This is a genomic window from Nonomuraea deserti, assembly GCF_004348685.1.
Classification (GTDB): domain Bacteria; phylum Actinomycetota; class Actinomycetes; order Streptosporangiales; family Streptosporangiaceae; genus Nonomuraea; species Nonomuraea deserti.
On record NZ_SMKO01000037.1, the window covers coordinates 29,600 to 51,968 of the forward strand.

19 protein-coding genes are annotated in these 22,369 nt (G+C 71.7%); 7 read left to right on the top strand and 12 right to left on the bottom strand.

The window, feature by feature from the left end; genetic code table 11:
• The first annotated feature begins 1 nt into the window (after position 1).
• Positions 2–652, top strand: a complete 651-nt coding sequence (locus tag E1292_RS16555; protein ID WP_132596107.1) for a M15 family metallopeptidase — start codon at positions 2–4, stop codon at positions 650–652.
• An 88-nt stretch (positions 653–740) separates the two neighbouring features.
• Positions 741–1,826 carry a carboxylate-amine ligase gene (locus tag E1292_RS16560; protein ID WP_132596108.1) on the top strand — a complete coding sequence of 362 codons (1,086 nt, stop codon included), beginning with the start codon at positions 741–743 and terminating at the stop codon, positions 1,824–1,826.
• A 1-nt stretch (position 1,827) separates the two neighbouring features.
• On the opposite strand, the gene E1292_RS16565 is transcribed toward E1292_RS16560, so the two are convergent.
• From E1292_RS16565 to E1292_RS16605, 9 genes are all read right to left on the bottom strand, one after another.
• Positions 1,828–2,676 carry a polysaccharide lyase family 20 protein gene (locus E1292_RS16565; protein WP_132596109.1) on the bottom strand — a complete coding sequence of 283 codons (849 nt, stop codon included), beginning with the start codon at positions 2,674–2,676 and terminating at the stop codon, positions 1,828–1,830.
• Positions 2,677–2,863: 187 nt separating this feature from the next.
• Complete coding sequence (locus tag E1292_RS16570) at positions 2,864–4,648, bottom strand: gamma-glutamyltransferase family protein (protein ID WP_220446874.1); 1,785 nt, start codon at positions 4,646–4,648, stop codon at positions 2,864–2,866.
• 51 nt (positions 4,649–4,699) lie between these two features.
• Positions 4,700–5,668 (bottom strand): ABC transporter ATP-binding protein, encoded by a 969-nt coding sequence (locus E1292_RS53765; RefSeq protein WP_246090150.1) that lies wholly within the window; start codon positions 5,666–5,668, stop codon positions 4,700–4,702.
• Positions 5,665–6,630, bottom strand: a complete 966-nt coding sequence (locus E1292_RS53770; protein WP_132596111.1) for an ABC transporter ATP-binding protein — start codon at positions 6,628–6,630, stop codon at positions 5,665–5,667. The genes E1292_RS53765 and E1292_RS53770 overlap by 4 nt, the downstream gene beginning before the upstream one ends.
• Positions 6,627–7,493 (bottom strand): ABC transporter permease, encoded by an 867-nt coding sequence (locus E1292_RS16585; protein WP_132596112.1) that lies wholly within the window; start codon positions 7,491–7,493, stop codon positions 6,627–6,629. The genes E1292_RS53770 and E1292_RS16585 overlap by 4 nt, the downstream gene beginning before the upstream one ends.
• Positions 7,486–8,445 (bottom strand): ABC transporter permease, encoded by a 960-nt coding sequence (locus tag E1292_RS16590; protein ID WP_132596113.1) that lies wholly within the window; start codon positions 8,443–8,445, stop codon positions 7,486–7,488. Before E1292_RS16590 ends, E1292_RS16585 begins: the two co-directional genes overlap by 8 nt.
• Positions 8,445–10,061 carry an ABC transporter substrate-binding protein gene (locus tag E1292_RS16595; protein ID WP_132596114.1) on the bottom strand — a complete coding sequence of 539 codons (1,617 nt, stop codon included), beginning with the start codon at positions 10,059–10,061 and terminating at the stop codon, positions 8,445–8,447. Before E1292_RS16595 ends, E1292_RS16590 begins: the two co-directional genes overlap by 1 nt.
• A gap of 75 nt (positions 10,062–10,136) precedes the next feature.
• Positions 10,137–10,829 (bottom strand): GntR family transcriptional regulator, encoded by a 693-nt coding sequence (locus E1292_RS16600; RefSeq protein WP_132596115.1) that lies wholly within the window; start codon positions 10,827–10,829, stop codon positions 10,137–10,139.
• 263 nt (positions 10,830–11,092) lie between these two features.
• Positions 11,093–15,994 (bottom strand): ATP-dependent helicase, encoded by a 4,902-nt coding sequence (locus E1292_RS16605; protein ID WP_132596135.1) that lies wholly within the window; start codon positions 15,992–15,994, stop codon positions 11,093–11,095.
• A gap of 116 nt (positions 15,995–16,110) precedes the next feature.
• Between E1292_RS16605 and E1292_RS16610 the strand changes: the two genes are divergently transcribed.
• Complete coding sequence (locus E1292_RS16610) at positions 16,111–16,599, top strand: VOC family protein (protein WP_132596116.1); 489 nt, start codon at positions 16,111–16,113, stop codon at positions 16,597–16,599.
• Between the two features lies 1 nt (position 16,600).
• Here E1292_RS16610 and E1292_RS16615 read toward each other — a convergent pair whose 3' ends face one another.
• A complete protein-coding gene (locus tag E1292_RS16615; protein ID WP_132596117.1) occupies positions 16,601–16,795 on the bottom strand; it encodes a hypothetical protein in 195 nt (64 codons plus the stop codon).
• A gap of 44 nt (positions 16,796–16,839) precedes the next feature.
• Here E1292_RS16615 and E1292_RS16620 point away from each other — a divergent pair, with 44 nt between their 5' ends.
• Positions 16,840–17,034, top strand: a complete 195-nt coding sequence (locus E1292_RS16620) for a DUF3046 domain-containing protein (protein WP_132596118.1) — start codon at positions 16,840–16,842, stop codon at positions 17,032–17,034.
• A gap of 5 nt (positions 17,035–17,039) precedes the next feature.
• Here the strand turns inward: E1292_RS16620 and E1292_RS16625 are convergent, their stop codons facing one another.
• Positions 17,040–17,312: a hypothetical protein gene (locus tag E1292_RS16625; protein ID WP_132596119.1), complete on the bottom strand. Its 273-nt coding sequence runs from the start codon at positions 17,310–17,312 to the stop codon at positions 17,040–17,042.
• A 125-nt stretch (positions 17,313–17,437) separates the two neighbouring features.
• Positions 17,438–18,769 (bottom strand): aspartyl protease family protein, encoded by a 1,332-nt coding sequence (locus E1292_RS16630; protein WP_132596120.1) that lies wholly within the window; start codon positions 18,767–18,769, stop codon positions 17,438–17,440.
• 87 nt (positions 18,770–18,856) lie between these two features.
• Here E1292_RS16630 and E1292_RS16635 point away from each other — a divergent pair, with 87 nt between their 5' ends.
• The 3 genes from E1292_RS16635 (at position 18,857) to recX (ending at position 22,130) form a co-directional block, all read left to right on the top strand.
• Complete coding sequence (locus E1292_RS16635) at positions 18,857–19,474, top strand: TetR/AcrR family transcriptional regulator (protein ID WP_132596121.1); 618 nt, start codon at positions 18,857–18,859, stop codon at positions 19,472–19,474.
• 465 nt (positions 19,475–19,939) lie between these two features.
• On the top strand, positions 19,940–21,034 hold the full coding sequence (recA, locus tag E1292_RS16640) for a recombinase RecA (protein ID WP_132596122.1): 1,095 nt from the start codon (positions 19,940–19,942) through the stop codon (positions 21,032–21,034).
• Between the two features lie 10 nt (positions 21,035–21,044).
• Entirely contained in the window at positions 21,045–22,130 is a 1,086-nt protein-coding gene (gene recX / locus E1292_RS16645) for a recombination regulator RecX (RefSeq protein ID WP_132596123.1), read from the top strand.
• The last annotated feature ends 239 nt before the right edge of the window (positions 22,131–22,369 follow it).

Sequence of the window (22,369 nt, forward strand, 5' to 3'; positions counted from 1 at the left end):
CATGTGGCAGTCCCCGAACGATGTCGTGCTCATCTCGGACCCCCGTGTCGCCTCCGTCCCGGTGCAGGAGTGCGGCGAACCACTGGCCGACGTACGCGGGCGGCTGCGCGTGGACTCGCGCATGGCCGACGACGACGGCGCGTACGCCCACCTGCGATCCGGCCTGCTCGACCGCCTGGAGAAGGCGGAAGGCCTGCTGCCCGACGGCTATCACCTGCTGATCGTCGAGGGCTACCGCCCCATCGCGACGCAGCGGCGGATCTTCGACGGCTACCGGGCGGAGCTGGAGGCGGCGTTCCCTGACATGTCGCCCGACGAGTCTTATGTCGCGGCGAGTCGTTACGTGTCCCCCGTCGAGGTCGCCCCCCACACCGCCGGCGCCGCCGTCGACCTGACCCTGTGCGCCCCCAACGGCACCGAATACGACATGGGCACCCAGGTCAACGACAACCCCGAGCAGAGCGACGGCGCCTGCTACACCGCCGCCCCCAACATCTCCGACGACGCCCGCGCCCACCGCAAGCTCCTCGCCGCCGCGCTGGAGCCCGCCGGGCTGGTCAACTACCCCACGGAGTGGTGGCACTGGTCCTACGGCGACCGTTACTGGGCCATGGCCACACGCGCCTCTTACGCCCTCTACGGACCCATCTGACAAGCTCCTGTCGGACGGGTTTCCCCCAGGGCACGGTACGGGCACAACTTCGTACGGAGGCTTTTGGACTCCCCAACGAGGTGTGGGCATGGTTCCGTTGATCGGGATCGAAGAGGAATACCTCATCGTCGATCCCCGCACCCGCCACGTGGCTCCCCGAGCGGCCGAAGTCCTGGCCGCCGCCACGGACGTGCTGGACGTGGTGCAAGAAATCACCCGATTCCAGGTGGAGGCACGCACGCCGCCGTCCGCCGACCTGAGCGAGCTGGGCTCGCAACTGCGCACCGTGCGCAAGGAGGTGGCGGACGCGGCCCGCTCGTGCGGGCTGGCCGTCGTCGCGAGCGGCATCCCCGTCCTGGGGAACGTCATGCAGCCGCCGCTCACCGACGACGACCGTTACCTCCAGGGCAGGGTGCTCTACCGCGCGCTGCAGGACGAGATCAGCATCTGCGCCCTGCACGTACACGTGGACGTGCCCGACGAGGAGCACGCCGTCTATGTCGGCAACCACCTGCGGCCGTGGTTGCCCACGCTGATCGCGCTGGCCGCCAACTCGCCTTTCTTCGTGGGACGCGACACCGGGTACGCGTCCTGGCGGGTGATCAGCTGGGGGCGCTGGCCGGTCTCCGGCGCGCCCCCGTACTTCCCGTCGTACCGCGACTACGAGCTGGCGCTGCGCTCGCTGGCGGAGTCGGGCGCGCTGCTCGACGCCAAGACCGTCTACTGGGACGCCCGCCCGTCGCCGCGGCTGCCGACCGTGGAGATCAGGGTGGCCGACGTGCCCCTCGACGTGGCCGACAGCCTCACCCTGATCGGGCTCATCCGCGCCCTGGTCGTGACCTCCCTGGAGGCCGTCGGGCGCGGCGACAGAGGGCTGCCGGTCCCCGCCGAGGTGCTGCGCGCCGCCTACTGGCGGGCCGCCCGTGACGGGCTGCTGGGCGACAGCATGGACGTGCGACACGGCACGCTCGTGCCCGCCCCGGTGATGGCCGGGCGCCTCCTGGAGCACGTACGCCCGGCGCTGGCCGAGGCGGGCGACCTGACGTTCGTCCAGGAGGGCCTGGACCGGCTGCTGCGCCAGGGCTCGGGAGCCATGCGGCAGCGCCGGGTGCACTCCAGGGGCAACGACCTGGCCGAGGTGGTGGACGACCTGATCGAGGCGACGGTCGCGTAGATCACGAGGGGAGCTGACCCTTCGCCGGGTCGACCTCGGCGAAGGACCCGCCCACGGCGATGTTGTCGTGGAAGACCGTGCGGCTGGTGACGTCGGTCCGCCCGCTGTTCCAGGCAGGCTTGTAGACGCCCCATTTCAGATAGCCCTGGGTCGTGGCGTCGTCGTTGAAGGTGTTGGGGCCGGTGGCGGTCACGACCTTGCGCCAGCCGGGGCTCTTGTGCGTCTGGTACCAGCCGTCGATGGCGCCCTGGCTGCCGTGGCTCCACGTGAACCTGAAGACGAAGTCGTGCCACTGCCCCGGTCGCACCTCGGCGAGGTCGAAGCTCACCTTCTTCACGGAGTCCGCGGTCGAGCAGGCGTTGCCGTCGGAGTTGACCCTGAGCCGCCACTTCCCCGAGGGCTGCACGGTGAGGAAGGCGCTGGGAGGCTTGTCGGCCTCGCACCTGTCACGCCAGGGCTTCCACTGGAAGAGGATGTCCTCCCTGGAGTCGCTCTGCCAGGTGCTCGCCAGGTAGATGCTGAACCCGTAGTAGACGGTCCTGCCGGACCTGAAGTAGCTGTCCTTGATGTCCATCGAGTGGCTCTCGGCCCGGGAGCCCCCGGCGACCGCCGCGTCGCCGTACATCAATGTGCTGCGGATCGCGTACCTGCCGGTCCGCGGCAGATCGTCGACCTGGATCGAGTGCTTGCAGCACTCGTTGAACCCCAGCGCCGGCTGCCCCGAGGTTCTCGCGCCGTTCTCGTAACCGATCCGGAGGACGGCGGCCGACGCATGAGCGTTCACGGGCCAGAGGACGGCGGCGGCGAACACCGACATGGCCGCGGACACCGGCTTGGCGAAAGTGCACACCTGGGTTGGTCACTCCTCGAGTCGGCAGCACGGCGGCGCCCTCGCGTCCCGCGCGTGCCGCCGTGCTGGGCGAAGGCGCCACTCTACGAGGGCGCGCGCCCCGCCGGTGTCAGACGATCACCCGACAACCGGCCCTCGGCGCGGCTTCCGCAGGCGACGGTCACGCCGCGCAGCACATCGACCGCCGTCACCGGCCGACGGCGTAGCCCTGCGCGCCCCGCGGGTTCGCGGCGGCCTTGAGGAAGGCGCCGTCACGGGCGACCGCGCTGAGCCGGCCCAGCGACCACGGACCCTGCGCCTCAACCTCGTGCCCGCGCCGCCGCAGCTCCGCGACGACGCCCGGGTCGAGGCGGTCCTCGACGTGCAGGACGCCGGGGCGCGAGCCGCGGGGGAAGAACGAGCTGGGGAAGTGCTCGGAGTGGAACATGGGGGCGTCGATGGCCTCCTGCAGGTTCAGCCCGCCGTGCACGACGGAGAGGAAGAAGTTCGGGCTCCACTGGTCCTGCTGGTCGCCGCCCGGGGTGCCGAACGCCAGCCACGGCCGGCCGTCCCTGAGGGCGAACGAGGGCGACAGCGTGGTACGCGGCCGCGCACCGGGCCGCAGCGCGGCCGGCAGGCCTTCCTGCAGCCAGAACATCTGTGCCCGCGTGCCCAGGCAGAAGCCCAGCGCGGGAATGGTGGGCGAGCTCTGCAGCCAGCCGCCGCTCGGCGTGGCCGAGACCATGTTGCCGTGCCGGTCGACCACGTCGACGTGGCAGGTGTCGCCCCTGACCGTGCCGTCGGCGGAGGTCACCTCCACGCCGCCCGCGCTCTTGGCGACCGTCGGCTCGCCGACGCCCTGCGGGGCGCGCGCGCCGGAGACACCGGGCGCGCTGCTGGAGGTGCCGGGCGCGGGCAGGTCGGGCAGCCTGGGCGTCCGGCCGCCGGGTGCGCCCGGTCGCAGCTCCATGCTGGCCTCGGGGCCGACGAGGGCGCGCCGCTCCGCGTTGTACGCCTCGCCCAGCAGGTCGGACATCGGCACGTCGGCGTCGCCGTACCAGGCCTCGCGGTCGGCGAAGGCGAGCTTGGCGACCTCCGTCACCGTGTGCACGTAGTCGGCGCTGAGATGCCCCATCGCGTCCAGGTCGAACCCGGACAGCAGCGCGAGCTGCTGCAGGAACACCGGTCCCTGCCCCCACGGCCCCGTCTTGCACACGGTGTGCCCGCGGTAGTCGAAGGTGACGGGATCCTCGACGGAGGCCGCCCAGCCGGCCAGGTCGTCGCCGGTCAGCAGCCCGCCGTGCACCTCGCCTGAGCTGTCGCGCCAGGCCGTCTTGGCGCTGAACTCGGCGATCTCCTCGGCGACGAAGCCTTCGTACCAGGCCTTCCTGGCGGCGGCGAGCTGCCCCTCGCGGGTGCTCGACGCCGACTCCGCCTCCGCCACCAGCCGCCGGTAGGTGGCGGCCAGCACCGGGTTGGCCAGCTTCGACCCCGGCGCGGGCGCGGCGCCGCCGGGCAGCCACGTCGCCGCCGACGTCGGCCAGTCTTCGGTGAACAACCCCGCGACCGACTCGATCGTGGCGGAGATCCGCTCCAGCACCGGCACGCCGTGCTCGGCGTAGTGGATCGCGGGGGCCAGCACGTCGGCCAGCGACCAGGTTCCCCAGCGCTCCAGCATGAGCATCCAGCCGCCGAACGCCCCAGGCACGGTCGCCGCCAGCAGCCCCGTGCCGGGCACCACGTCCAGGCCGAGCCCGGTGTAGTGCTCGATCGTGGCCGCGGCGGGCGCCACGCCCTGGCCGCACACCACCGACACCTTCTGGTCGGCCTCGCTCCACAGCAGGATCGGCACCTCACCGCCCGGGCCGTTCAGATGGGGCTCGGCGACCTGCAGCACGAACCCGGCGGCAACGGCCGCGTCGAAGGCGTTGCCGCCGCGTTCCAGCACGCCCATGCCGGCGGCTGAAGCCAGCCAGTGCGTGCTGGCGACCATGCCGAAGTCGCCTGAGAGCTCGGGCCTGGTGGTGAACAAACCATTCTCCTTCTAGCGATGAGCGGCCGCGTCGGGGATGCGGTCCGCCGTGATGAGGTGGCACGCGGCCGGATGCCCGTTACCCCGCGTGTCGGTCAAGGGAGGCTCGTCGGTGCGGCAGGCGTCGTACGCCAGCGGGCACCGCGTGTGGAACCGGCACCCGGAGGGCGGGTCGACCGGGCTCGGCACGTCGCCGCCGAGCACGACCCTGCGCCGCTCGCGCTGCCGCACCGGATCGGCCACCGGCGCCGCCGACAGCAGCGCCTGCGTGTACGGGTGCCGCGGCGCGGCGAAGATCTCGGCCTTCGGGCCCGACTCCACGATCTTGCCCAGGTACATGACGGCGATCCGGTCGGCCAGGAACTCCACGACCGACAGGTCATGCGTGATGAACAGGCAGGAGAAGCCCATGTCCCGCTGCAGATCGGTGATCAGGTTGAGTACGGACGCCTGCACGGACACGTCGAGCGCCGACACCGGCTCGTCCGCCACGACCAGCTTCGGCTCCAGGACCAGCGCCCTGGCCAGCCCCACCCGCTGGCGCTGCCCGCCGGACAACTCGTGCGGGAACCGCGAGCGCATCTCCTGCCGCAGCCCGACCTTCTCCAGCATGGCCGACACCCGCTCGGAGGCGCCCCGGCGGTCGGCCACCTTGTGCCGCAGCAGCGGCTCGCCGACGATCTGCTCGATCGTGAAGCGGGGGTTGAGCGAGGAGAACGGGTCCTGGAAGACCATGTGCATGTCTCTGCGCAGCGGCCGCATGGCCCGGCGGGACAGGCGGGTGATGTCGCGGCCGGCCAGCTCGATCGTGCCCGCGGTCGGGTCGGTCAGGCGCAGCACGCACTTGCCCACCGTGGACTTGCCGCTGCCGGACTCGCCGACCAGGCCGAGCACCTCGCCCTGGCCGATCTCCAGCGACAGGCCGTCCACGGCGCGCACCTGGCCGTAGTGCTTGACCAGGTTGTCGATGCGCAGGATCACGACTGACCTCCGGGGTGGAAGCAGGCCGCCAGATGGCCTTCCGCCTGGCGTACGAGCGGGGGCCGCGAGACGCGGCAGTCGACCTGGACGCGCGGGCAGCGGTCGTGGAAGGCGCACTCGTCGGGGTCGGACAGCGGCGAGGGCACCATGCCGGGGATCTCGGCCAGCCGGCCGCCGACCGCGGCGGTGGGCAGGGCCTTCATCAGCCCCAGCGTGTACGGGTGGCGCGGGTTCGCGAACAGCTCGGTCACCGTGGCCTGCTCCACGGCGCGGCCCGCGTACATGACCACGGCCCGGTCGGCGATGTCGGCCACCACCCCCAGGTCGTGCGTGATCAGGATGATCGCCGTGCCGAGCCGGTCGCGCAGGTCGCGGAACACGTCCAGCACGCCCGCCTGGATCGTCACGTCGAGCGCCGTGGTGGGCTCGTCGGCGATCAGCACCCGGGGCGAGCAGGCCACCGCGATCGCGATCATCACGCGCTGCCGCATGCCGCCGGACAGCTGGTGCGGATATTCCTTCATCCTGCGCGCCGCCGCCGGGATGCCGACCAGCTCCAGCAGCTCCAGTGCGCGGTCGCCGGCCGCCCGCCGCGACAGGCCCTCGTGCCTGCGCAGCACCTCGGTGATCTGGTAGCCGACGCTGAACGACGGGTTGAGCGAGGTCATCGGCTCCTGGAAGACGACCGAGACGTCCTTGCCGCGTACGTGCCGCATGTCCGGCTCGGGCAGCGTGGTCAGCTCGCGGCCGTCCAGCTTCACCGAGCCGGACAGCCGGGTCGTGTCGGGAGGCAGCAGCCGGGGCACCGACATCGCGGTGACCGACTTGCCGCAGCCGGACTCGCCGCACAGCGCCAGGATCTCGCCCTCGTCCAGGGTGAGCGAGATGTCCCTGACCGCCTGCACCAGGCCGTCCTCGGTGTCGAACCCGACGGTCAGGTCGGTGATCTCCAGCAGGCTCATCGGCCGCTCCTCGGATCCAGTACGTCGCGCAGCCCGTCACCGAGCAGGTTGAAGCCGAGCGTGGCCAGCGCGATCATCAGGCCGGGCCAGATGGCCAGCCACGGCGCGTCGCTCAGGTACTGCTGCGCGGTCGTCAGCATCACACCCCACGAGGCCGTCGGCGGCTGCACGCCGAGCCCGAGGAACGACAGCGTGGACTCGCCGATGATGGCCGCCGGGATCGCCACCGTGGCCTGCACGATGAGCGGGCTGGCGCAGTTGGGCAGCACGTACCTGAAGATGATGTGCCCGTCACCGGCGCCGTCGGCGACGGCCGCGGCCACGTAGTCCATCTCCCTGACCGCCAGCACCTCGCCCCGGGTGATGCGGATGACGGCGGGCAGCTGGGAGAAGCCCAGCGCCAGCACCACGCCCTTCAGCGACGGCCCGATGATCGCCGCCAGGCCCACCGCGAACACCAGGAAGGGGAAGGCCAGCGTCACGTCCACCAGCCGCATCACGATCGGGTCGAGCCAGCGCCGGTAGAACCCGGCGACCAGCCCGATCGGGATGCCCACGGCCATCGCGAGCAGGGTCGACAGCACCCCGGCCTGGAGCGACACCTGCGCGCCGTGCGCGATCCTGGCGAACGCGTCCCTGCCCAGGTCGTCGGTGCCCATCAGATGCGCGGGCGACGGCGGCGCCAGCGTGGCCAGGTAGTCCTGCGCGGCCGGGTCGCCGGTGACCAGCGGCCCCGCCAGGGCCAGCAGGACGAAGCCCACGACCAGCACCAGCCCGGCCATCGGCATCGGCCGCCGCCGGAAGCGCCGCCACAACCTGCGCCTGCGGGCGGCCCGGCCCGCCGTTACGGCCTGCTCAGTCATGGGAGCCCCCCGACAGCCTGATCCGCGGGTTGAGGAAGGCGTAGGCGATGTCGACCAGCAGGTTGACGACGACGTAGCCGATCACGGTGATCAGTACGACGGCCTGGATGACCGGGTAGTTCCTGGTCAGCACCGCGTCCACGGTCAGCTTGCCGAACCCGGGGATCACGAAGATCTGCTCGGTCACGACGGCGCCGCTGATCAGGGCGCCGAGCTGGAGGCCGAGCACGGTGACGACGGTCGTCAGGCTGTTGCGCAGCGCGTGCGCGCCCACGACCTTGGCCTCCGACAGGCCCTTGGACCGGGCGGTCCTGACGTAGTCGGCCGACAGCGCGCCCAGCATGGCCGAGCGGGTCTGCCGCATCAGGATGGCCGCGAAGCCGGTGCCGAGCACGAGGGCGGGAAGGATCATGCGCTGCAGGTTCTGGGCCGGGTCCTGGGTGAAGGGCACGTACCCGGAGGCGGGCAGCACCCGCCAGGTGACCGCGAACAGCAGGATGGCGAGCAGGCCCAGCCAGAAGTGCGGCACCGACAGCCCGGCCAGGCCGAACCCGGTGGCGACGTAGTCGGCGACCTTGCCGCGGCGCACCGCGGCGACGATGCCCGCGCCCACGCCGATGACGATCGCGACCAGCATGGCCAGGGCGGACAGCTCCAGCGTCACCGGCAGCCGCTCGGCGATGATGTCGATCACCGGGAGCTGGTCCTGCGTGGAACGGCCGAGGTTGCCGGTCAGGGTCTGGCCGATGTAGTCGACGTACTGTGCGGGCAGCGGCTTGTCCAGGCCGAACTCCTGCCGGATGGCCTCGACCACCTCGGGTGAGGCCTCCTGGCCTGCCATGACGGTGGCCGGGTCGCCGGGCAGCGCCCTGATCCCCAGGAAGATCAGGACACTGCCCAGGAACATGACGATCACCGCGGATCCGCAGCGCCGGAGGATGAACCAGAGCATCAGGCGGTGAACCCGGCGGTGACGAAGCGCGGCAGGCCGTCCTTGAAGTACTGGACTCCGGCGACGTTCTTGTGCATGCCCAGGTAGTACTTGTTGTGGTAGAGGTACACGATCCCGCGCAGCTCGGCGATCTTCTTCGTCGCGCTGCTGTAGAGCTCCGCCCGCTTGGCGGTGTCCGACTCGGCGGCCGCCTGCTTGACCGGGTCGTCGATGCCCGGGTCGGACATGCCGCTGTAGTTGTTGGCGCCGCGGCTGGTGACCATGCCGGTGAGGTTGCCGTCCGGGTCGACCCGGCCCGACCACCCGACCAGCATGGCGTCGAAGTCACCGGCCTTGCCCTGCTCCAGGTTGCTGACGAACTCGCCCGTCTTCACGCTCACGTTGAAGCCCGCCTCCTTGGCCATCTGCTGGATGACCTGCGCCAGGCGGATGTTGGTGGCGTCGTTGGGCGTGTTGAGGCTGACGGGGATGGGCGTCGGCACGCCGGACGCCTGCACGAGCTGCTTGGCCTTGGCCAGGTCGCGCTTCGAGCACTGCAGGTCCTGCGCCCGGTAGGGGCTGTCCAGTGGCAGGGGGGAGCAGTCGGCCTCGTACAGGCCGTTGTAGACGGTCTTGTTGATCAGCTCGCGGTCGAGGGACAGCTCGAACGCCTCGCGCAGCTGCGGGCTCCTGCCCAGCGCCGTGTCCACCTCGCCGGCCTTCTCCGTGGCTCCGTTGGCGTTGCCGACGTTGATCGTGACGCCGTAGTAGCCGAGGCCGCCGCCGGCCACGACCTTCAGGTTGGGGTCGGCCTGCACACCCTTGACCGTGGTGGTCGCGAGCTGGTCGGCCACCTGCACGTCGCCGGACTTCAGGTTCGCCGCCCGGACGTTGGGGTCGATGATGATCTTGTATACCAGCTTGTCGAGCTTGACCTTGGCCGCGTCGTAGTAGTCGGGCGCCTTCTCCAGCACGATCTGGCTGCCGGAGGTGCGGCTGGCGAACTTGAACGGTCCCACGCACACGGGGCTGGCGCCGAAGTTGTCGCCCGCCTCGTCCAGGGCCTTGGGTGACATGATCATTCCGGCGCGGTCGGCGAGCTGCGCGGTCAGCGGGGTGAACGCCTGCGAAAGCGTGAGCTTGATCGTGGCGGGGTCGACCACGGTGACCTTGTCGACCGGGGCGAGGTCGGCCTGGCGCGCCGACTTCTTCCAGGTGCGGTGCCGGTCGAGCGACTTCTTGACGGCCTCGGCGTCGAGCGGTGTCCCGTCGTTGAACTTCACGCCCTCGCGCAACTTGATCGTCACCTCCTTGCCGTCGTCGGAGACCTCCGGCAACGCGGCGGCCAGCTGCGGAACCAGAGCCGAGGCCGCGTCGATGTCGTAGAGCTTCTCGCACATGTTCGCGAAGACCTCGCGGCCCACTAGCGTGGTCGCGGAGCTCGGGTCGAGTGCGTCGGGGTCGGCGTTGAGCGCGATGTTGAGCGTGCCGCCCGCCTTGACCGGCCGGTTGTCGGTGGTGGCGTCGGCGATGGATGGAGGTGCGGCGGGCGTGCCGGTGGATCCGCCTCCGCCGCATGCCGCCAGGGCCACGGGGAGAACGGCGAGCGCCGCGACGAGCCTGGGGGACGGTCTCATGGGGCCTCCGTAGAACCTTTTAGGAGACTGTATACAAGACCTGACATTTCATAAGCGTTTCATGACGCTGTGTTGTTATCTGACCGTTTTCCAATCGTTCGGGTGTTTCGTTGTACGGCCCACGGCCACAAGGAACGATCTCCTGGCCGCGGCCACATGCGCGATCGCCCTGGCCTGCGCCTCGTCCTCGTCGCCCGCGGCGATGGCCTCGTACAGGCTCACGTGCTCCGACCAGGAGTGCGGGCCCCGCGCGGCGGCGGTCTGGCTGAAGACCCACTGCGCCCGCTGGAGCATCGGCTTCATCATCAGGCTCAGGTAGGAGTTGCCCGCGGCCTCGCCCACGGCCAGGTGGAAGGCGGTGTTGAGGTCGGCCACCTGCTCCAGGCGCCCGACGTCCACCGCCTCCCTGGCCTGTTCGAGCACCTGCCGCAGCCGCTCGGCGGAGGCGGGGTCGCGCTTGCGCGCCGCCAGCCGGGCCGCGAGCCCCTCGATCGCCATGCGCACGTCGAAGAGCTCCTCGCCCTCTTCGGCGGACAGGCGGGCGACCGTGGCGCCGAGCCGGGGGACGACCTCGATGAACCCCTCGGCGGCCAGCACCCGGATGGACTCGCGTACCGGGTTGCGCGAGACACCGAGCGCGGCGGCCAGCCGGTCCTCGACCAGCCGTTCACCCTGGGCGAGCTCGCCGGAGAGTATGCGGCGCCGCAGCTCCTCGGTGACCTCGTCGCGTAACGTCTGATGGGCCGCGCCCAGCGTCATACCAGTCATTTGACGACTTATCGTATACAGGTCCCTTTGTGGGGTCACTCTTCCCCGCGTGGACTCCAGTCCGTCGCCTCCGCCGCCCTGCTGACCTCCCACATGCGCTCGAACTCTCCCCTGAAGTGCTCGTACCAGAAGTGGTCGCGACGCGGGGTGGGCGTGCAGATGACGTCGGCCGGCCGGGGATCGTGCTGCTCCTGGCCGCCTACGCGACCCCAAGCGTGTCCCTGACCGCCGGGGCGCTGCGCCCGAGGAATGCCGGGGCCCGCTCAGGCACGCAGGCGCAGGCCGCGGGGCGTGGGGTGGAAACCGGCCGCCTCCAGCGCGGCCGCCAGCGGCGAGTCGACGATGGAGGCACCGTCGGCCCGCTCCACGGTCAGCTTGCCCAGCGCGCCGTCGCGTACGGCCAGTGCCAGGGCGTCGACGGCCGGCTGCAGGCGCGTGTCGTCGGTGAACGACAGCAGGGTCTTGCCACCCCGCTCGACGTAGAGCACCAGATGGCCGTCGACCAGGACCACCAGGGACCCGGCCTTCCTGCCCGGCTTGTGCCCGACGTCGCCGGGATGCTGCGGCCAGGGGAGCGCGGCGCCGTACGGGCTGGCAGGGTCGGCGGCGGCGAGCACCACCGCCCGCCGCCCAGAACCGCCCGACCGCCCAGAACCCACGGAAGCGGCCCCGAACCCGGCTCCGGTCCTCGCCCCTGTCCCAGTTCCCGCCCCGAGCCCGGCCCTCGCGCCGCTCCCGGTCCCGGTCCCAGGTCCGGTCCCGGTCCCAGGTCCGGTCCCGGTCCCAGGTCCGGTCCCGGTCCCAGGTCCGGTCCCGGTCCCAGGTCCGGTCCCGGTCCCAGGTCCGGTCCCGGTCCCCGGTCCGGTCCCGGTCCCCGGTCCGGTCCCGGTCCCCGGTCCGGTCCCGGTCCCCGGTCCGAGCGCGGTCCCCGGTCCGAGCCCGGTTTCCGGCGCGAAGCCGGATGCGGCCGGGGCGATGCCCGGTGCCATGGCGCGCATCCGGTCGACCGCCCCGGGCAGCGCGAACTGGGCACCGCCCAGCCCTTCGACGAAGTAGCCCCGCCGGCACCGCCCGCTCTCCTCATACGCCCGCAACACCTGGTAGATCGGCGTGAACCCCCCGGGCAAGCGCTCCGAGGTCACCGCCCCGCGCGTCACCACCCCGTGCCGTTCGAGCAGCACTTCGGCCTGGGCGTTGGCCCGCTGGGTCGCGTCGGGCGCGGGCCCGGGCAGCAACCACCACCGCCCGGCCACCGTGGGCGGCCCGCTCCTGCTGGGCAGCACCGCCCGCCGCCGCCGCGTGGTGGCGGGCCGGTGCGCGGGCCGTCCGGTGCCGAGGGTGGCCCGCAGCGGCGCGAGCGTGTCACCCGACACCCGCCCCGCCCACGCCAGGTCCCACAGCGCGGCGACGAGCGTCGTGTCGTCGAGCGAGCCGAGCTGGTCGGAGATCCCGCGGAAGAACAGCGCGCCGCCCCCGCCCAGCAGTTCCAGCACGCGCTCGTGCACGGGCGTCATGGTGATCTCGGCGGGTTCGGGCAGCAGCAGCGGCGCGGTGTCGGTGAAGTAGAGGGACACCCAGCCGTCACCGCCGGGCAGCGAGCCCTGCCCCGCCCACATCACCTCGCCGGACGACGTCAGCTCGTCGAGCAGCGCCGGATGGTAGCCGGGCACCCGGGCGGGCAGCACCAGCGTCTCCAGCGCGGACGCGGGCACGGCCGCCCCTTGGAGCTGCTCGATGGAGCGGACCAGGGAGTCCATCGCCCTGGCGGCTCCCGCCCGCTCGGCCGAGGCCGGCCCCGAGCCGGTGATGCCGTGCCAGGCGGGCAGGAACAGGGCCAGCGTCTCCGGCGCGACCGGTTCGACCTCCTTGCGGAGCCTTGCCAGCGACCGGCGGCGCAACATCCGCAGCACCCCGGCGTCGCACCACTCCTCGCCCCGCCCGCCGGGCCGGAACTCGCCGCTGACGACCCGCCCGGTCACCGCCAGCCGCCGCAGCGCGTCCGTCACCACGGCGACGCCCAGCCCGAACCTGGCCGCGGCCGTACCGGCGTGGAAGGGCCCGCGCGTGCGGGCGTGCCGCGCCACCAGGTCGGCCAGCGGGTCGGCGACCGGCTCCAGGAACACGTGCGGCACCCCCACCGGCAGGGGCACGCCGAGCGCGTCACGCAGCCGCGCCGCGTCCTCGATGGCCGCCCACTGCTCCTCGCCGGCGACGCGCACCCTGATCGCCCGCCGCGCGCGCTCCAGCTCCCGCAGCCAGGCCGGGTCGCCGCCGCGCACGCTCACGTCGGGCGCCAGCAGCGGGCCGTGCGAGCGCAGCAGGTCGGCGAGGTCTTCCGCGTCGCGCAGCGGCCGGTCGAGCCGGGCCAGCTCGCGCTCGCTGTCGGAGATCACCTCGGGGTCGAGCAGCTCGCGCAGGTCGGCCTGCCCGAGCAGCTCGGACAACAACGCGGTGTCGAGGGCCAGGGCCTGCGCCCGCCGCTCGGCCAGCGGCGCGTCGCCTTCGTACATGAACGCGCCCACGTAGTGGAACAACAACGACGCCGCGAAGGGGGAGGCCTGCGAGGTCTCCACCTCCACCAGCCGCACCCTGCGCGCCGCGATGTCGCGCATGAGCTGGACCAGGCCCGGCACGTCGAAGACGTCCTGCAGGCACTCGCGCATCGTCTCCAGCACGATCGGGAACGAGGCGTACTGGGAGGCCACGCCCAGCAGGTGGGCGGCCCGCTGCCGCTGCTGCCACAGCGGGCTGCGCCTGCCCGGCGTGCGGCGCGGCAGCAGCAGCGCCCGCCCCGCGCACTCCCTGAACCGGGAGGCGAACATGGCCGACCCGCCCAGCTCCTCGGTGACGATCTGCTCGATCTCCTCGGCGTCGAACGCCGCCACGTCGGTGGGAGGCTCGGCCAGCGTGTCGGGGATGCGCAGCACGATGCCGTCGTCGGAGTGCACGGCCTGCACGTCGACGCCGTAACGCTCGCGCAGCCGCCGGTTGATCGCCAGCGCCCATGGCGCGTGCACCCGCGCGCCGTAGGGGGAGTGGATCACGACCCGCCAGTCGCCCAGCTCGTCGTGGAAGCGCTCCACCAGCAGCGTGCGGTCGTCGGGCACGTAGCCGGTGGCCTCGCGCTGCTCGTCGAGGTAGGCCAGCAGGTTGCCCGAGGCGTAGGCGTCGAGCCCCGCCGCCCGCATCCGGTCGGTCGAACCCTGCTGGGCCTGCTCGCGCAGGAACCGCCCGATCGCCCTGCCCAGCTCGGCCGGGCGGCCGGGCGCGTCGCCGTGCCAGAACGGCAGCTTGCCCGGCTGCCCCGGCGCCGGTGAGACGAGCACCCGGTCGGCCGTGATGTCCTCGATCCGCCAGGACGTCGCGCCCAGCACGAACACGTCGCCCACACGCGACTCGTAGACCATCTCCTCGTCGAGCTCGCCCACTCTGGAGGACCGCTCGCCCACCAGGAAGACCCCGAACAGGCCGCGGTCGGGGATGGTGCCGCCGTTGGTGACCGCGAGCCGCTGCGCCCCTGGACGCCCCTGCAGGGTGCCGGTCACGCGATCCCACACGATGCGGGGGCGCAACTCGGCGAACTCCTCGCTCGGATAGCGGCCGGCCAGCATGTCGAGCGTGGCCTCCAGCGCGCCGCGCGGCAGCGTGGCGTAGGGGGCGGCCCGCTTGACCACGGACTCCAGCTCGTCGACCGTCCACTCGTCGAGCGCCGTCATGGCGACGATCTGCTGGGCCAGCACGTCGAGCGGATTGCGCGGATAGCGCAGCTCCTCGATCTCGCCGCTCTTCATCCGCTCGGCCACCACGGCCGTCTGCACCAGATCGCCGCGGTATTTCGGAAAGATCACCCCTTTGGACACCGCCCCCACCTGGTGGCCGGCCCGGCCGATGCGCTGCAGCCCGCTGGCCACGCTCGGCGGCGCCTCCACGCACGCGACCAGGTCGACCGCGCCCATGTCGATGCCCAGCTCCAGGCTGGAGGTGGCGACCACGGCGGGCAGCCGGCCCGACTTGAGAGCCTCCTCGATCTGCGCCCGCTCCTCCTTGGAGACCGAGCCGTGGTGAGCGCGTACGATCTCCGTCACGACGCCCTTGGCGGATCCGGCCTGCGCCATCATCTCGGCGGGCGTGCGCCGGGGAGATCTGACGTCGACGGGCGGCTGGTCGGGTGGCCCCGTCTCCCAGATCGACAGATCGACGGCCTCCGTGCCGTGCTCGCGCTCATATGCCAGCTCGTTGAGCCGGGTGCACAGCCGCTCGGCCAGCCGCCGCGAGTTGGCGAAGACGATCGTCGAGCTGTGCGCCTCGATGAGGTCGAAGAGCCGGTCTTCGACATGCGGCCAGATCGACCTGCCGCCCGGCTCGGGCGCGAACTCCTCGCCCTCCTGCGGCTTGCCGCCCTCCATCTCCGTCATGTCCTCGACCGGGACGACGACCTCGATCTCGATCTGCTTCTCCGACGGCGGCTGCACCACGGTGGCCGGGCGAGCCCCGCCGAGGAACGTCGCCACCTCGCTCACAGGGCGCACGGTCGCCGACAGCCCGATGCGCTGCGCGGGCCGCTCGAGCAGCGCGTCGAGCCGCTCCAGGGTGAGCGCCAGATGCGCGCCCCGCTTGGTGGCCGCGACCGCGTGCACCTCGTCGACGATCACCGTCTCGACCTCGCGCAACGCCTCACGAGCCTGGCTGGTGAGCAGCAGGAACAGCGACTCGGGCGTCGTGATCAGGATGTCGGACGGCCTGGCGGCGAACCGCCTGCGGTCTTCCGCCGGGGTGTCGCCCGAGCGGATCGCCACCGAGATCTCCGGCACCGGCAGCCCCAGCCGCCGCGCCGTCTGCTTGATGCCCGCCAGCGGGGCGCGCAGGTTGCGCTCGACGTCGACGGCCAGTGCCTTGAGCGGCGACACGTAGAGCACGCGCGTGCCCCTGCGCCCTGCCCGCTCCTGGGCCCGCTCCTGGGCCCGCTCCTGGGCCCGCTCCCCGGCCCGCTCGTCGACCGGCGTCGCGGCGAGCCGGTCGAGCGACCACAGGAACGCCGCGAGCGTCTTGCCCGACCCGGTGGGCGCGACGACCAGGGTGTTGTCGCCGCGCGCGATCGACTCCCACGCACCCTCCTGAGCGGCGGTGGGATCCTGGAATGCTCCGGCGAACCATTGCCTGGTCATCTGGCTGAAGTGGTCTAGCGAGCTCACCAGCACATACTGCCTCGCGTCACCGACAGAAACCGCATTCGCACGACGGCGCGTGATTGAGCGGGTGCCATGGCGGACATAGAGCGACCGTGACCATTGACTACGCGTCCATCGAAGCCCGCCGTGCGGAGCTCAGGCGGCGTTACGTCTTACCGCACCGGCCGTCCAGCAGCGCGCGCGGCCTGCACCACGTGGCCCTGTTGTCGTCCGACGTGGAACGGACCATAACGTTCTACCAGGAACTCCTGGAGTTCCCGCTCACCGAGATCATCGAGAACCGCGACTACAAGGGCTCCAGCCACTTCTTCTTCGACATCGGCAACGGCAACCTGCTCGCCTTCTTCGACTTCCCCGGCCTCGACCTCGGGCCGTACCAGGAAGTGCTCGGCGGGCTGCACCACATCGCGATCTCCGTCGACCCCGCGACGTGGGAACGGCTGCGCGGGAAGCTGGAGATGGCCGGCGTGCCGCACCAGATCGAGAGCGGCGCCTCCATCTACTTCAAGGACCCCGACGGCGCCCGCCTGGAGCTGCTCGCCGACCATCTCGGTGAGATGTACGGCGCGCGGGTGATGTGACCTAGCGTCGCGACGCCCTGCGCGTTCGCGGCCTGCCCGCACGCGGTAACCGCCTGAGGCCCGCGTGCCGCTCGGCACGCTCCGCCTTCTCCTTCCGTACGGCGAGGCGCAGCGCGAGCTGCAGCCGGCGGCGCTTGGCCCTGTTGGCCCTGGCGATGGCTGACTTCGGGGGTGAAGACTTGGGGGTCCTTGGCATGGGGATGTCCTACCCACCCGTGGCGGGCTTCCATACTTGACTGCATGCGCCTGACCGAGTTCTGGAGACGGATGAACGCTCACTTCGGTGAGACCTACGCCGAGTCATGGGCGCGCGACTACGTGCTCGCCCCGCTCGGCGGGCGGACGGTGACGCAGGCGCTGGCCGACGGCGAGAGCGCCAAGACCGTCTGGCGCGCCGTGTGCCAGGTGGAGGACGTCTCGCCCAAGCTGCGCTGAGGCGGCTAGGGCTGGGCCGCGTCCAGCGCCCGGCGCAGCGCGGCGGCCGTGCTCTCCAGATCGTCCGCCCTGCCCTGCCCGCCGGGAGACCACAGGAAGAGCCAGCCCTGGCCGGACGGCGTCGCGAAGATGATCGTCTGGCGGCCGGTGTGCGGATGCCACACCCACAACACCGGATCGTCGTCGCCGACCAACCGGCTGACCAGGCCCACGTCGGGCAGCAGTTCGGCGAGCGACTCCAGATGGACGCGCCGTTCCCCGGTGAAGCCGCTCGCCACGTCGCCGCCTCCAAGCTCTCGCCCTGCAGTGAGTCTCCCCAGCTCACCGCGCATGACAACACGCCGTGGCCAACCCTCGTGAACATCACGGGGCGAGATCGCGGAGTCACGCGGAGCGCGGGCTTTCAGCGCCCCGGATCCATGAGGATCCGCATGCGACCGAAGTCGAACGTGAGCGCATAAGGCTTGAAGAACTCGTGGGTGGGCAACCCGCCGATGCGGAAGCCGAAGCCGCTCTCGAACCAGTCGGGGAACGCGCCGATCAGGCCGGGAACCTGACGACGGGTGGCGGAGCCGAGCGTCACTTCCCCGACGGTCACCTGGTGGAGGCCGTCACCGGGGGGTACGGCGACGCCGGCCGCGGCGAAGGTGGAGCGTGGCGCGGTGAATCCGATGTCGCCGCCGCCGGTGTCGACGAAGAACACCATCCGGTCGAGGCCGTTCACGGTGCCGTGGGACAGCAGGTAGTGATCGCCGAGGAACCACATGGGCGCGCTGTGCCGCGCCCGGATGCGGGCGCGCGTGTTCTGCCGCAGCACCAGCGCCTGGCCCGGGTAGTCGATGGTGGGCAGGAACCGCGACAGGACGCTCGTGCCGATCGCGCCCTGGGTGGCTCTCCCGTCTGGTGCGGCGATCCGGATCGTGTCGGGGATCGTGTGGACCGGCAGGTCGCCGATGCGGAGGTCGCCCATCGCCAGGCGGTCCACGCGCCCTTGGTACGCCTTGTGCTCGCCGTAGACGGTCCTGCCGGTCGTGTGGCCGTACGCGGGGATGCCGAGCCGGTCGGCGTAGTCCTGGTTGAGCGCGAACAGCGCGCCCGTGTCGAGGAAGAACAGCGCGGGCGGGGCGCCGTTGACGGACGCCTCGATCATCGGCAGGGGGTCGGACGCCGCGAACGGGATCCGGGCGGTGGCGGGGCCGGAGATCGTGTACGGCCTGCGCCCTGCGAAGCTCCTCAGCTGTTCGGGGGTCGCGGTCGGGGCGTCCGCCTTGACCGAGGGGAGGAGGCCGGCCAGTTCGGCGTACGCGTCGCCGCGCCACAGCGCGTCGGCGAGGTTGCTCAGCGAGCGCGCGTGCCCGGGATCCTGCCGCAGCACCCGCTTCAGCAGCCGTTCGGCCGTGGGCAGGCGGTTGGCCAGCAGCGCGACGTAGGCGTGCTGGGCGAGCGCGCCCACGTGGTCGGGATCGCGGGCGAGGACCTGCCCGTACAGGGCGTCGGCGGCGTCGAAGTCGCCAGCCTCGAAGAGTTCGCCGGCCTTGTCCATGAGGTCCATGAGCCGTTCCTTTCGTGGCGGTCGCACCCCTCGGACGGGTGGCCAGGGGACCACCACCGGCGTCGGCCCGGCCGGGCGCTCGTCACCGTCCGCGGCTCCTGCCGCGCCGGCGATCGCGAGACCGGCCGCGCCGGCTGCCTTCGCCAGGAACGCCCGGCGCGTGCCCGTCACCTCGCCGTCCATCGTCTCCCCGCCTTTTCGGATACTAGTCGGTATTCGGATACCGATCAGTATTCATATACCCTTGAGAATGTCAACGGGAAGGTGGTCATGGCGGTGGCGGAACGGCTCACCCGGCAGGAGCGGCGGGAGCGCAATCGGCTCAAGCTGCTGGAGGCGGCGGAGAAGGTGTTCGCCGAGCGCGGCATCCAGGGCGCCTCCATCGACGAGGTCGCCGCCGAGGCGGGCCTCACCAAGGGCGCCGTCTACTCCAACTTCGCCGGCAAGGAGGAACTGCTGATCGAGGTCATGCGGCACCGCCTCGGCGGGGAGGCGCGGGCTCAGGCGGACCGCCTGCTCCACTCCGGGCGCGACTCCGGCGAGTTGGTGGAGGAGTTCGCCCGCTACTGGGCCGAGCGGGTGCGCGCGGGCGACCAGGAGGCGTTCGCCCAGATGACCGTGGAGCTCATGATCCACGCGACCCGGAATCCGGCCGTACGCGAGCAACTCGTCGACCTCGTGTTCCCGCCCGCCGGCGAAGGCCGGCACCCGCTGTCGCCGCCGGGCAGCGCGCTGGCCGAGCTTCCCTACGCGCAGGCCGACGCCATACTGAAGTCCCTCGACATCGGCATGCGCCTGCTCGTCCTGCTGGCCCCCGAGCGCTGTCCTCCGGAGTTGTTCGCGACGGCCCTCGGCCTCCTCACGGCACCGAGATCCGACCACCCCTGATCGCGGCGTGACCGGCGTGCCGCCGCCCCACTCCCCGGCGGGCGGCCCTCCGCCGTGCCTCCCTGGCGGGCGTGCCTTCCCGCTTCGCTTCCGTGGCGGGCGTGCCTTCCCGCTTCGCTTCCGTGGCGGGCGTGCCTTCCCGCTTCGCTTCCGTGGCGGGCGTGCCTTCCCGCTTCGCTTCCGTGGCGGGCGAGGCGCCGCTGCTGGTCTGCCTTGGTGGACGGCCCTGGCGGTGCTGGGATTCCCGGCGTCGCCGGGACGTCCTGGCGTACCTTGGGTCACTTGCGCCGACCGGCTTCAGGGCGGTCGCGGCTCGTGGCGTGTTCCTGCTGTGATCGAACAGCCGTTCGGCTACGATGGGAGCACGCCGAGCCACGTCTTCCCCGGCAGTCCCAGAAAAAATGTCGGTGGCAGGCCGTAGCTTTCACTCGACTGACCGGACCACGACCCTCCAGGGGGAGTTCCATGGCTATCAACGACCGCGAGAAGGCCCTCGAGACCGCGCTCGCTCAGATCGAGCGACAGTTCGGCAAGGGCTCAGTGATGCGCCTGGGCGACGACGCCCGAGCTCCCATCGAGGTGGTCCCGACCGGGTCGATCTCCCTCGACGTGGCCCTCGGCATCGGCGGCCTGCCGCGCGGCCGCATCGTCGAGGTCTACGGCCCCGAATCCTCGGGCAAGACGACCATCGCCCTGCACGCGGTGGCCAACGCCCAGCGGGCCGGCGGCATCGCGGCGTTCGTCGACGCCGAGCACGCCCTCGACCCCGAATACGCCAAGAAGCTCGGGGTGGACACCGACGCCCTGCTCGTCTCCCAGCCCGACACCGGTGAGCAGGCGCTCGAGATCGCCGACATGCTCATCAGGTCCGGCGCCGTCGACATCATCGTCATCGACTCGGTGGCCGCGCTCGTGCCCAAGGCCGAGATCGAGGGAGAGATGGGCGACAGCCACGTCGGCCTCCAGGCCCGCCTCATGTCCCAGGCGCTGCGCAAGATCGCCGGCGCCCTGAGCAACACCGGCACCACCGCGATCTTCATCAACCAGCTCCGCGAGAAGATCGGCGTCATGTTCGGCAGCCCCGAGACGACGACGGGTGGCAAGGCGCTCAAGTTCTACGCCTCGGTCCGGATGGACATCCGCCGCATCGAGACGCTCAAGGACGGCACGGAGGCGGTCGGCAACCGCACCAGGGTCAAGGTCGTCAAGAACAAGATGGCCCCGCCCTTCCGGGTCGCCGACTTCGACATCCTCTACGGCGTGGGCATCTCCCGCGAGGGCGGCCTCATCGACATGGGCGTGGAACACGGCTTCGTGCGCAAGTCCGGCGCCTGGTACACGTACGAAGGCGACCAGCTCGGCCAGGGCAAGGAGAACGCGCGCAACTTCCTGCGCAACCACCCCGACATGGCCAACGAGATCGAGAAGAAGATCAAGGACAAGCTGGGCGTGGGCCCTCGCCTGGACACTCCCGCCGAGGCCGCCGCCCCGGCCCCGGCTCCGGCGGCTGCTCCCTCCGGTCGTGGTTCGAAGTCCACCCCCAAGCCGGGTGACGTCTGATCGTTGACCGATGAATAACCCGGACCGGCCGCAGGCGCCCCAGCCGCACAACCGGGGCGCCTGGCCCAACACCACCTCGCCGCGCGGTCGCGACCTCGCTCTCTCGGCGGCGGACGGCTGGCCGTCGCTCGACGAATGGCGCAACCGCCCGCGCACCCCCGACACCGAGCCCGGCGACGCCCCTACGGGTTCCGGGAGCCCGGCTGCGGATTCCAGCGTGCCCGGATCCCCGCCTCCGCCGCCGGGCCGCTCCCGCCCGGACGGCGATGGTCCGGGGCGTGATGACCAGCGTGCCCAGGATGCCCCGGCAGAGCCGGGGCGAGGTGCGACCCCGCCCCCGGGACCTGACGGCTCTGGTGTGCGTGATGGCGGTCGGGCGGAGCAACCTTCGCCCACCGGCGACGGAGACGGCGGATGGCATTCCGAGGTGCTGGCCGGGAGCAGTTGGTTCGCCGGCGAGCAGGCCGAGGGCGGCAAGAAACGATCGGGCGGGGGGCGCCGGTCCAGCAAGTCCGGCAGGTCCGGCAGGCGCGGTGAGAAGAGGGCGAAAGGATGGTTGCCCGAGGGCCCTGACGCCGAGAGCCCGGCCGGTGCCGCTCCGGCAGCCGATCCGGAGTCGGTGGCCCGGGCCATCTGCCTGCGCCTTCTCACCTTGGCTCCCAAGACACGTGCCCAGCTCGCTGAGGCCCTGCGCAAGCGGGAGGTGCCGGACGACGCCGCGGAAGCGGTGCTCAGCCGGTTCTCAGAGCTGGGGCTGATCGACGACGAGGCGTTCGCCGCGGCCTGGGTCGACTCCAGGCACCACGGGCGCGGCCTGGCCAAGCGCGCCCTGGCCGCCGAGCTGCGCCATCGCGGTGTCGACACCGACACGGTCAACGAAGCCGTCGACCGCCTCGATCCCGACCAGGAGGCGGAGACCGCTCGCCGGCTGGTGGAGCGCAAGCTGGCCGCGACCCGATCCCTCGACCCGCGCGCCCGCACCCGCCGCCTGGCCGGCATGCTCGCCCGCAAGGGCTACCCCTCAGGCCTGGCCTTCCGCGTCATCCGGGAGGCTCTGGAGCAGGAGGGCATCGACATGGAGGAAGACCTCCCCTGACCGGGACGCCCGCCCCTTCGCGGGCCAGGCTCCGACGGAATGCCGTCGCCTCCAGCCGGGCTTCCTGGCGGGATGTCCGTCCCCGGCAAGTCGGGTTCCCTGGCGAGATGCCCGCCCGGGTGGGGCAGCTCTCCGACGGGATGCTTGCCCTCTGCGGTCCGTTCCCTGAGAAGGTGTCTTCGAACCCATTCGGTGATCTTCAAAGTCCACCAAAGACCTTGTTTGCAGCGGCTTGTCGC

What these genes read in the sequence shown, in the direction of transcription:
- E1292_RS16615 (WP_132596117.1), bottom strand. Translation starts at nt 16,795, where the DNA reads ATGCCAAGGACCCCCAAGTCTTCACCCCCGAAGTCAGCCATCGCCAGG.
- E1292_RS16600 (WP_132596115.1), bottom strand. Translation starts at nt 10,829, where the DNA reads ATGACTGGTATGACGCTGGGCGCGGCCCATCAGACGTTACGCGACGAG.
- recX (WP_132596123.1), top strand. Translation starts at nt 21,045, where the DNA reads ATGAATAACCCGGACCGGCCGCAGGCGCCCCAGCCGCACAACCGGGGC.
- E1292_RS16595 (WP_132596114.1), bottom strand. Translation starts at nt 10,061, where the DNA reads ATGAGACCGTCCCCCAGGCTCGTCGCGGCGCTCGCCGTTCTCCCCGTG.
- E1292_RS16635 (WP_132596121.1), top strand. Translation starts at nt 18,857, where the DNA reads ATGGCGGTGGCGGAACGGCTCACCCGGCAGGAGCGGCGGGAGCGCAAT.
- E1292_RS53770 (WP_132596111.1), bottom strand. Translation starts at nt 6,630, where the DNA reads ATGAGCCTGCTGGAGATCACCGACCTGACCGTCGGGTTCGACACCGAG.
- E1292_RS16630 (WP_132596120.1), bottom strand. Translation starts at nt 18,769, where the DNA reads ATGGACGGCGAGGTGACGGGCACGCGCCGGGCGTTCCTGGCGAAGGCA.
- E1292_RS16590 (WP_132596113.1), bottom strand. Translation starts at nt 8,445, where the DNA reads ATGCTCTGGTTCATCCTCCGGCGCTGCGGATCCGCGGTGATCGTCATG.
- E1292_RS16570 (WP_220446874.1), bottom strand. Translation starts at nt 4,648, where the DNA reads ATGGTCGCCAGCACGCACTGGCTGGCTTCAGCCGCCGGCATGGGCGTG.
- recA (WP_132596122.1), top strand. Translation starts at nt 19,940, where the DNA reads ATGGCTATCAACGACCGCGAGAAGGCCCTCGAGACCGCGCTCGCTCAG.
- E1292_RS16555 (WP_132596107.1), top strand. Translation starts at nt 2, where the DNA reads ATGTGGCAGTCCCCGAACGATGTCGTGCTCATCTCGGACCCCCGTGTC.
- E1292_RS16560 (WP_132596108.1), top strand. Translation starts at nt 741, where the DNA reads ATGGTTCCGTTGATCGGGATCGAAGAGGAATACCTCATCGTCGATCCC.
- E1292_RS16620 (WP_132596118.1), top strand. Translation starts at nt 16,840, where the DNA reads ATGCGCCTGACCGAGTTCTGGAGACGGATGAACGCTCACTTCGGTGAG.
- E1292_RS16585 (WP_132596112.1), bottom strand. Translation starts at nt 7,493, where the DNA reads ATGACTGAGCAGGCCGTAACGGCGGGCCGGGCCGCCCGCAGGCGCAGG.
- E1292_RS16605 (WP_132596135.1), bottom strand. Translation starts at nt 15,994, where the DNA reads ATGACCAGGCAATGGTTCGCCGGAGCATTCCAGGATCCCACCGCCGCT.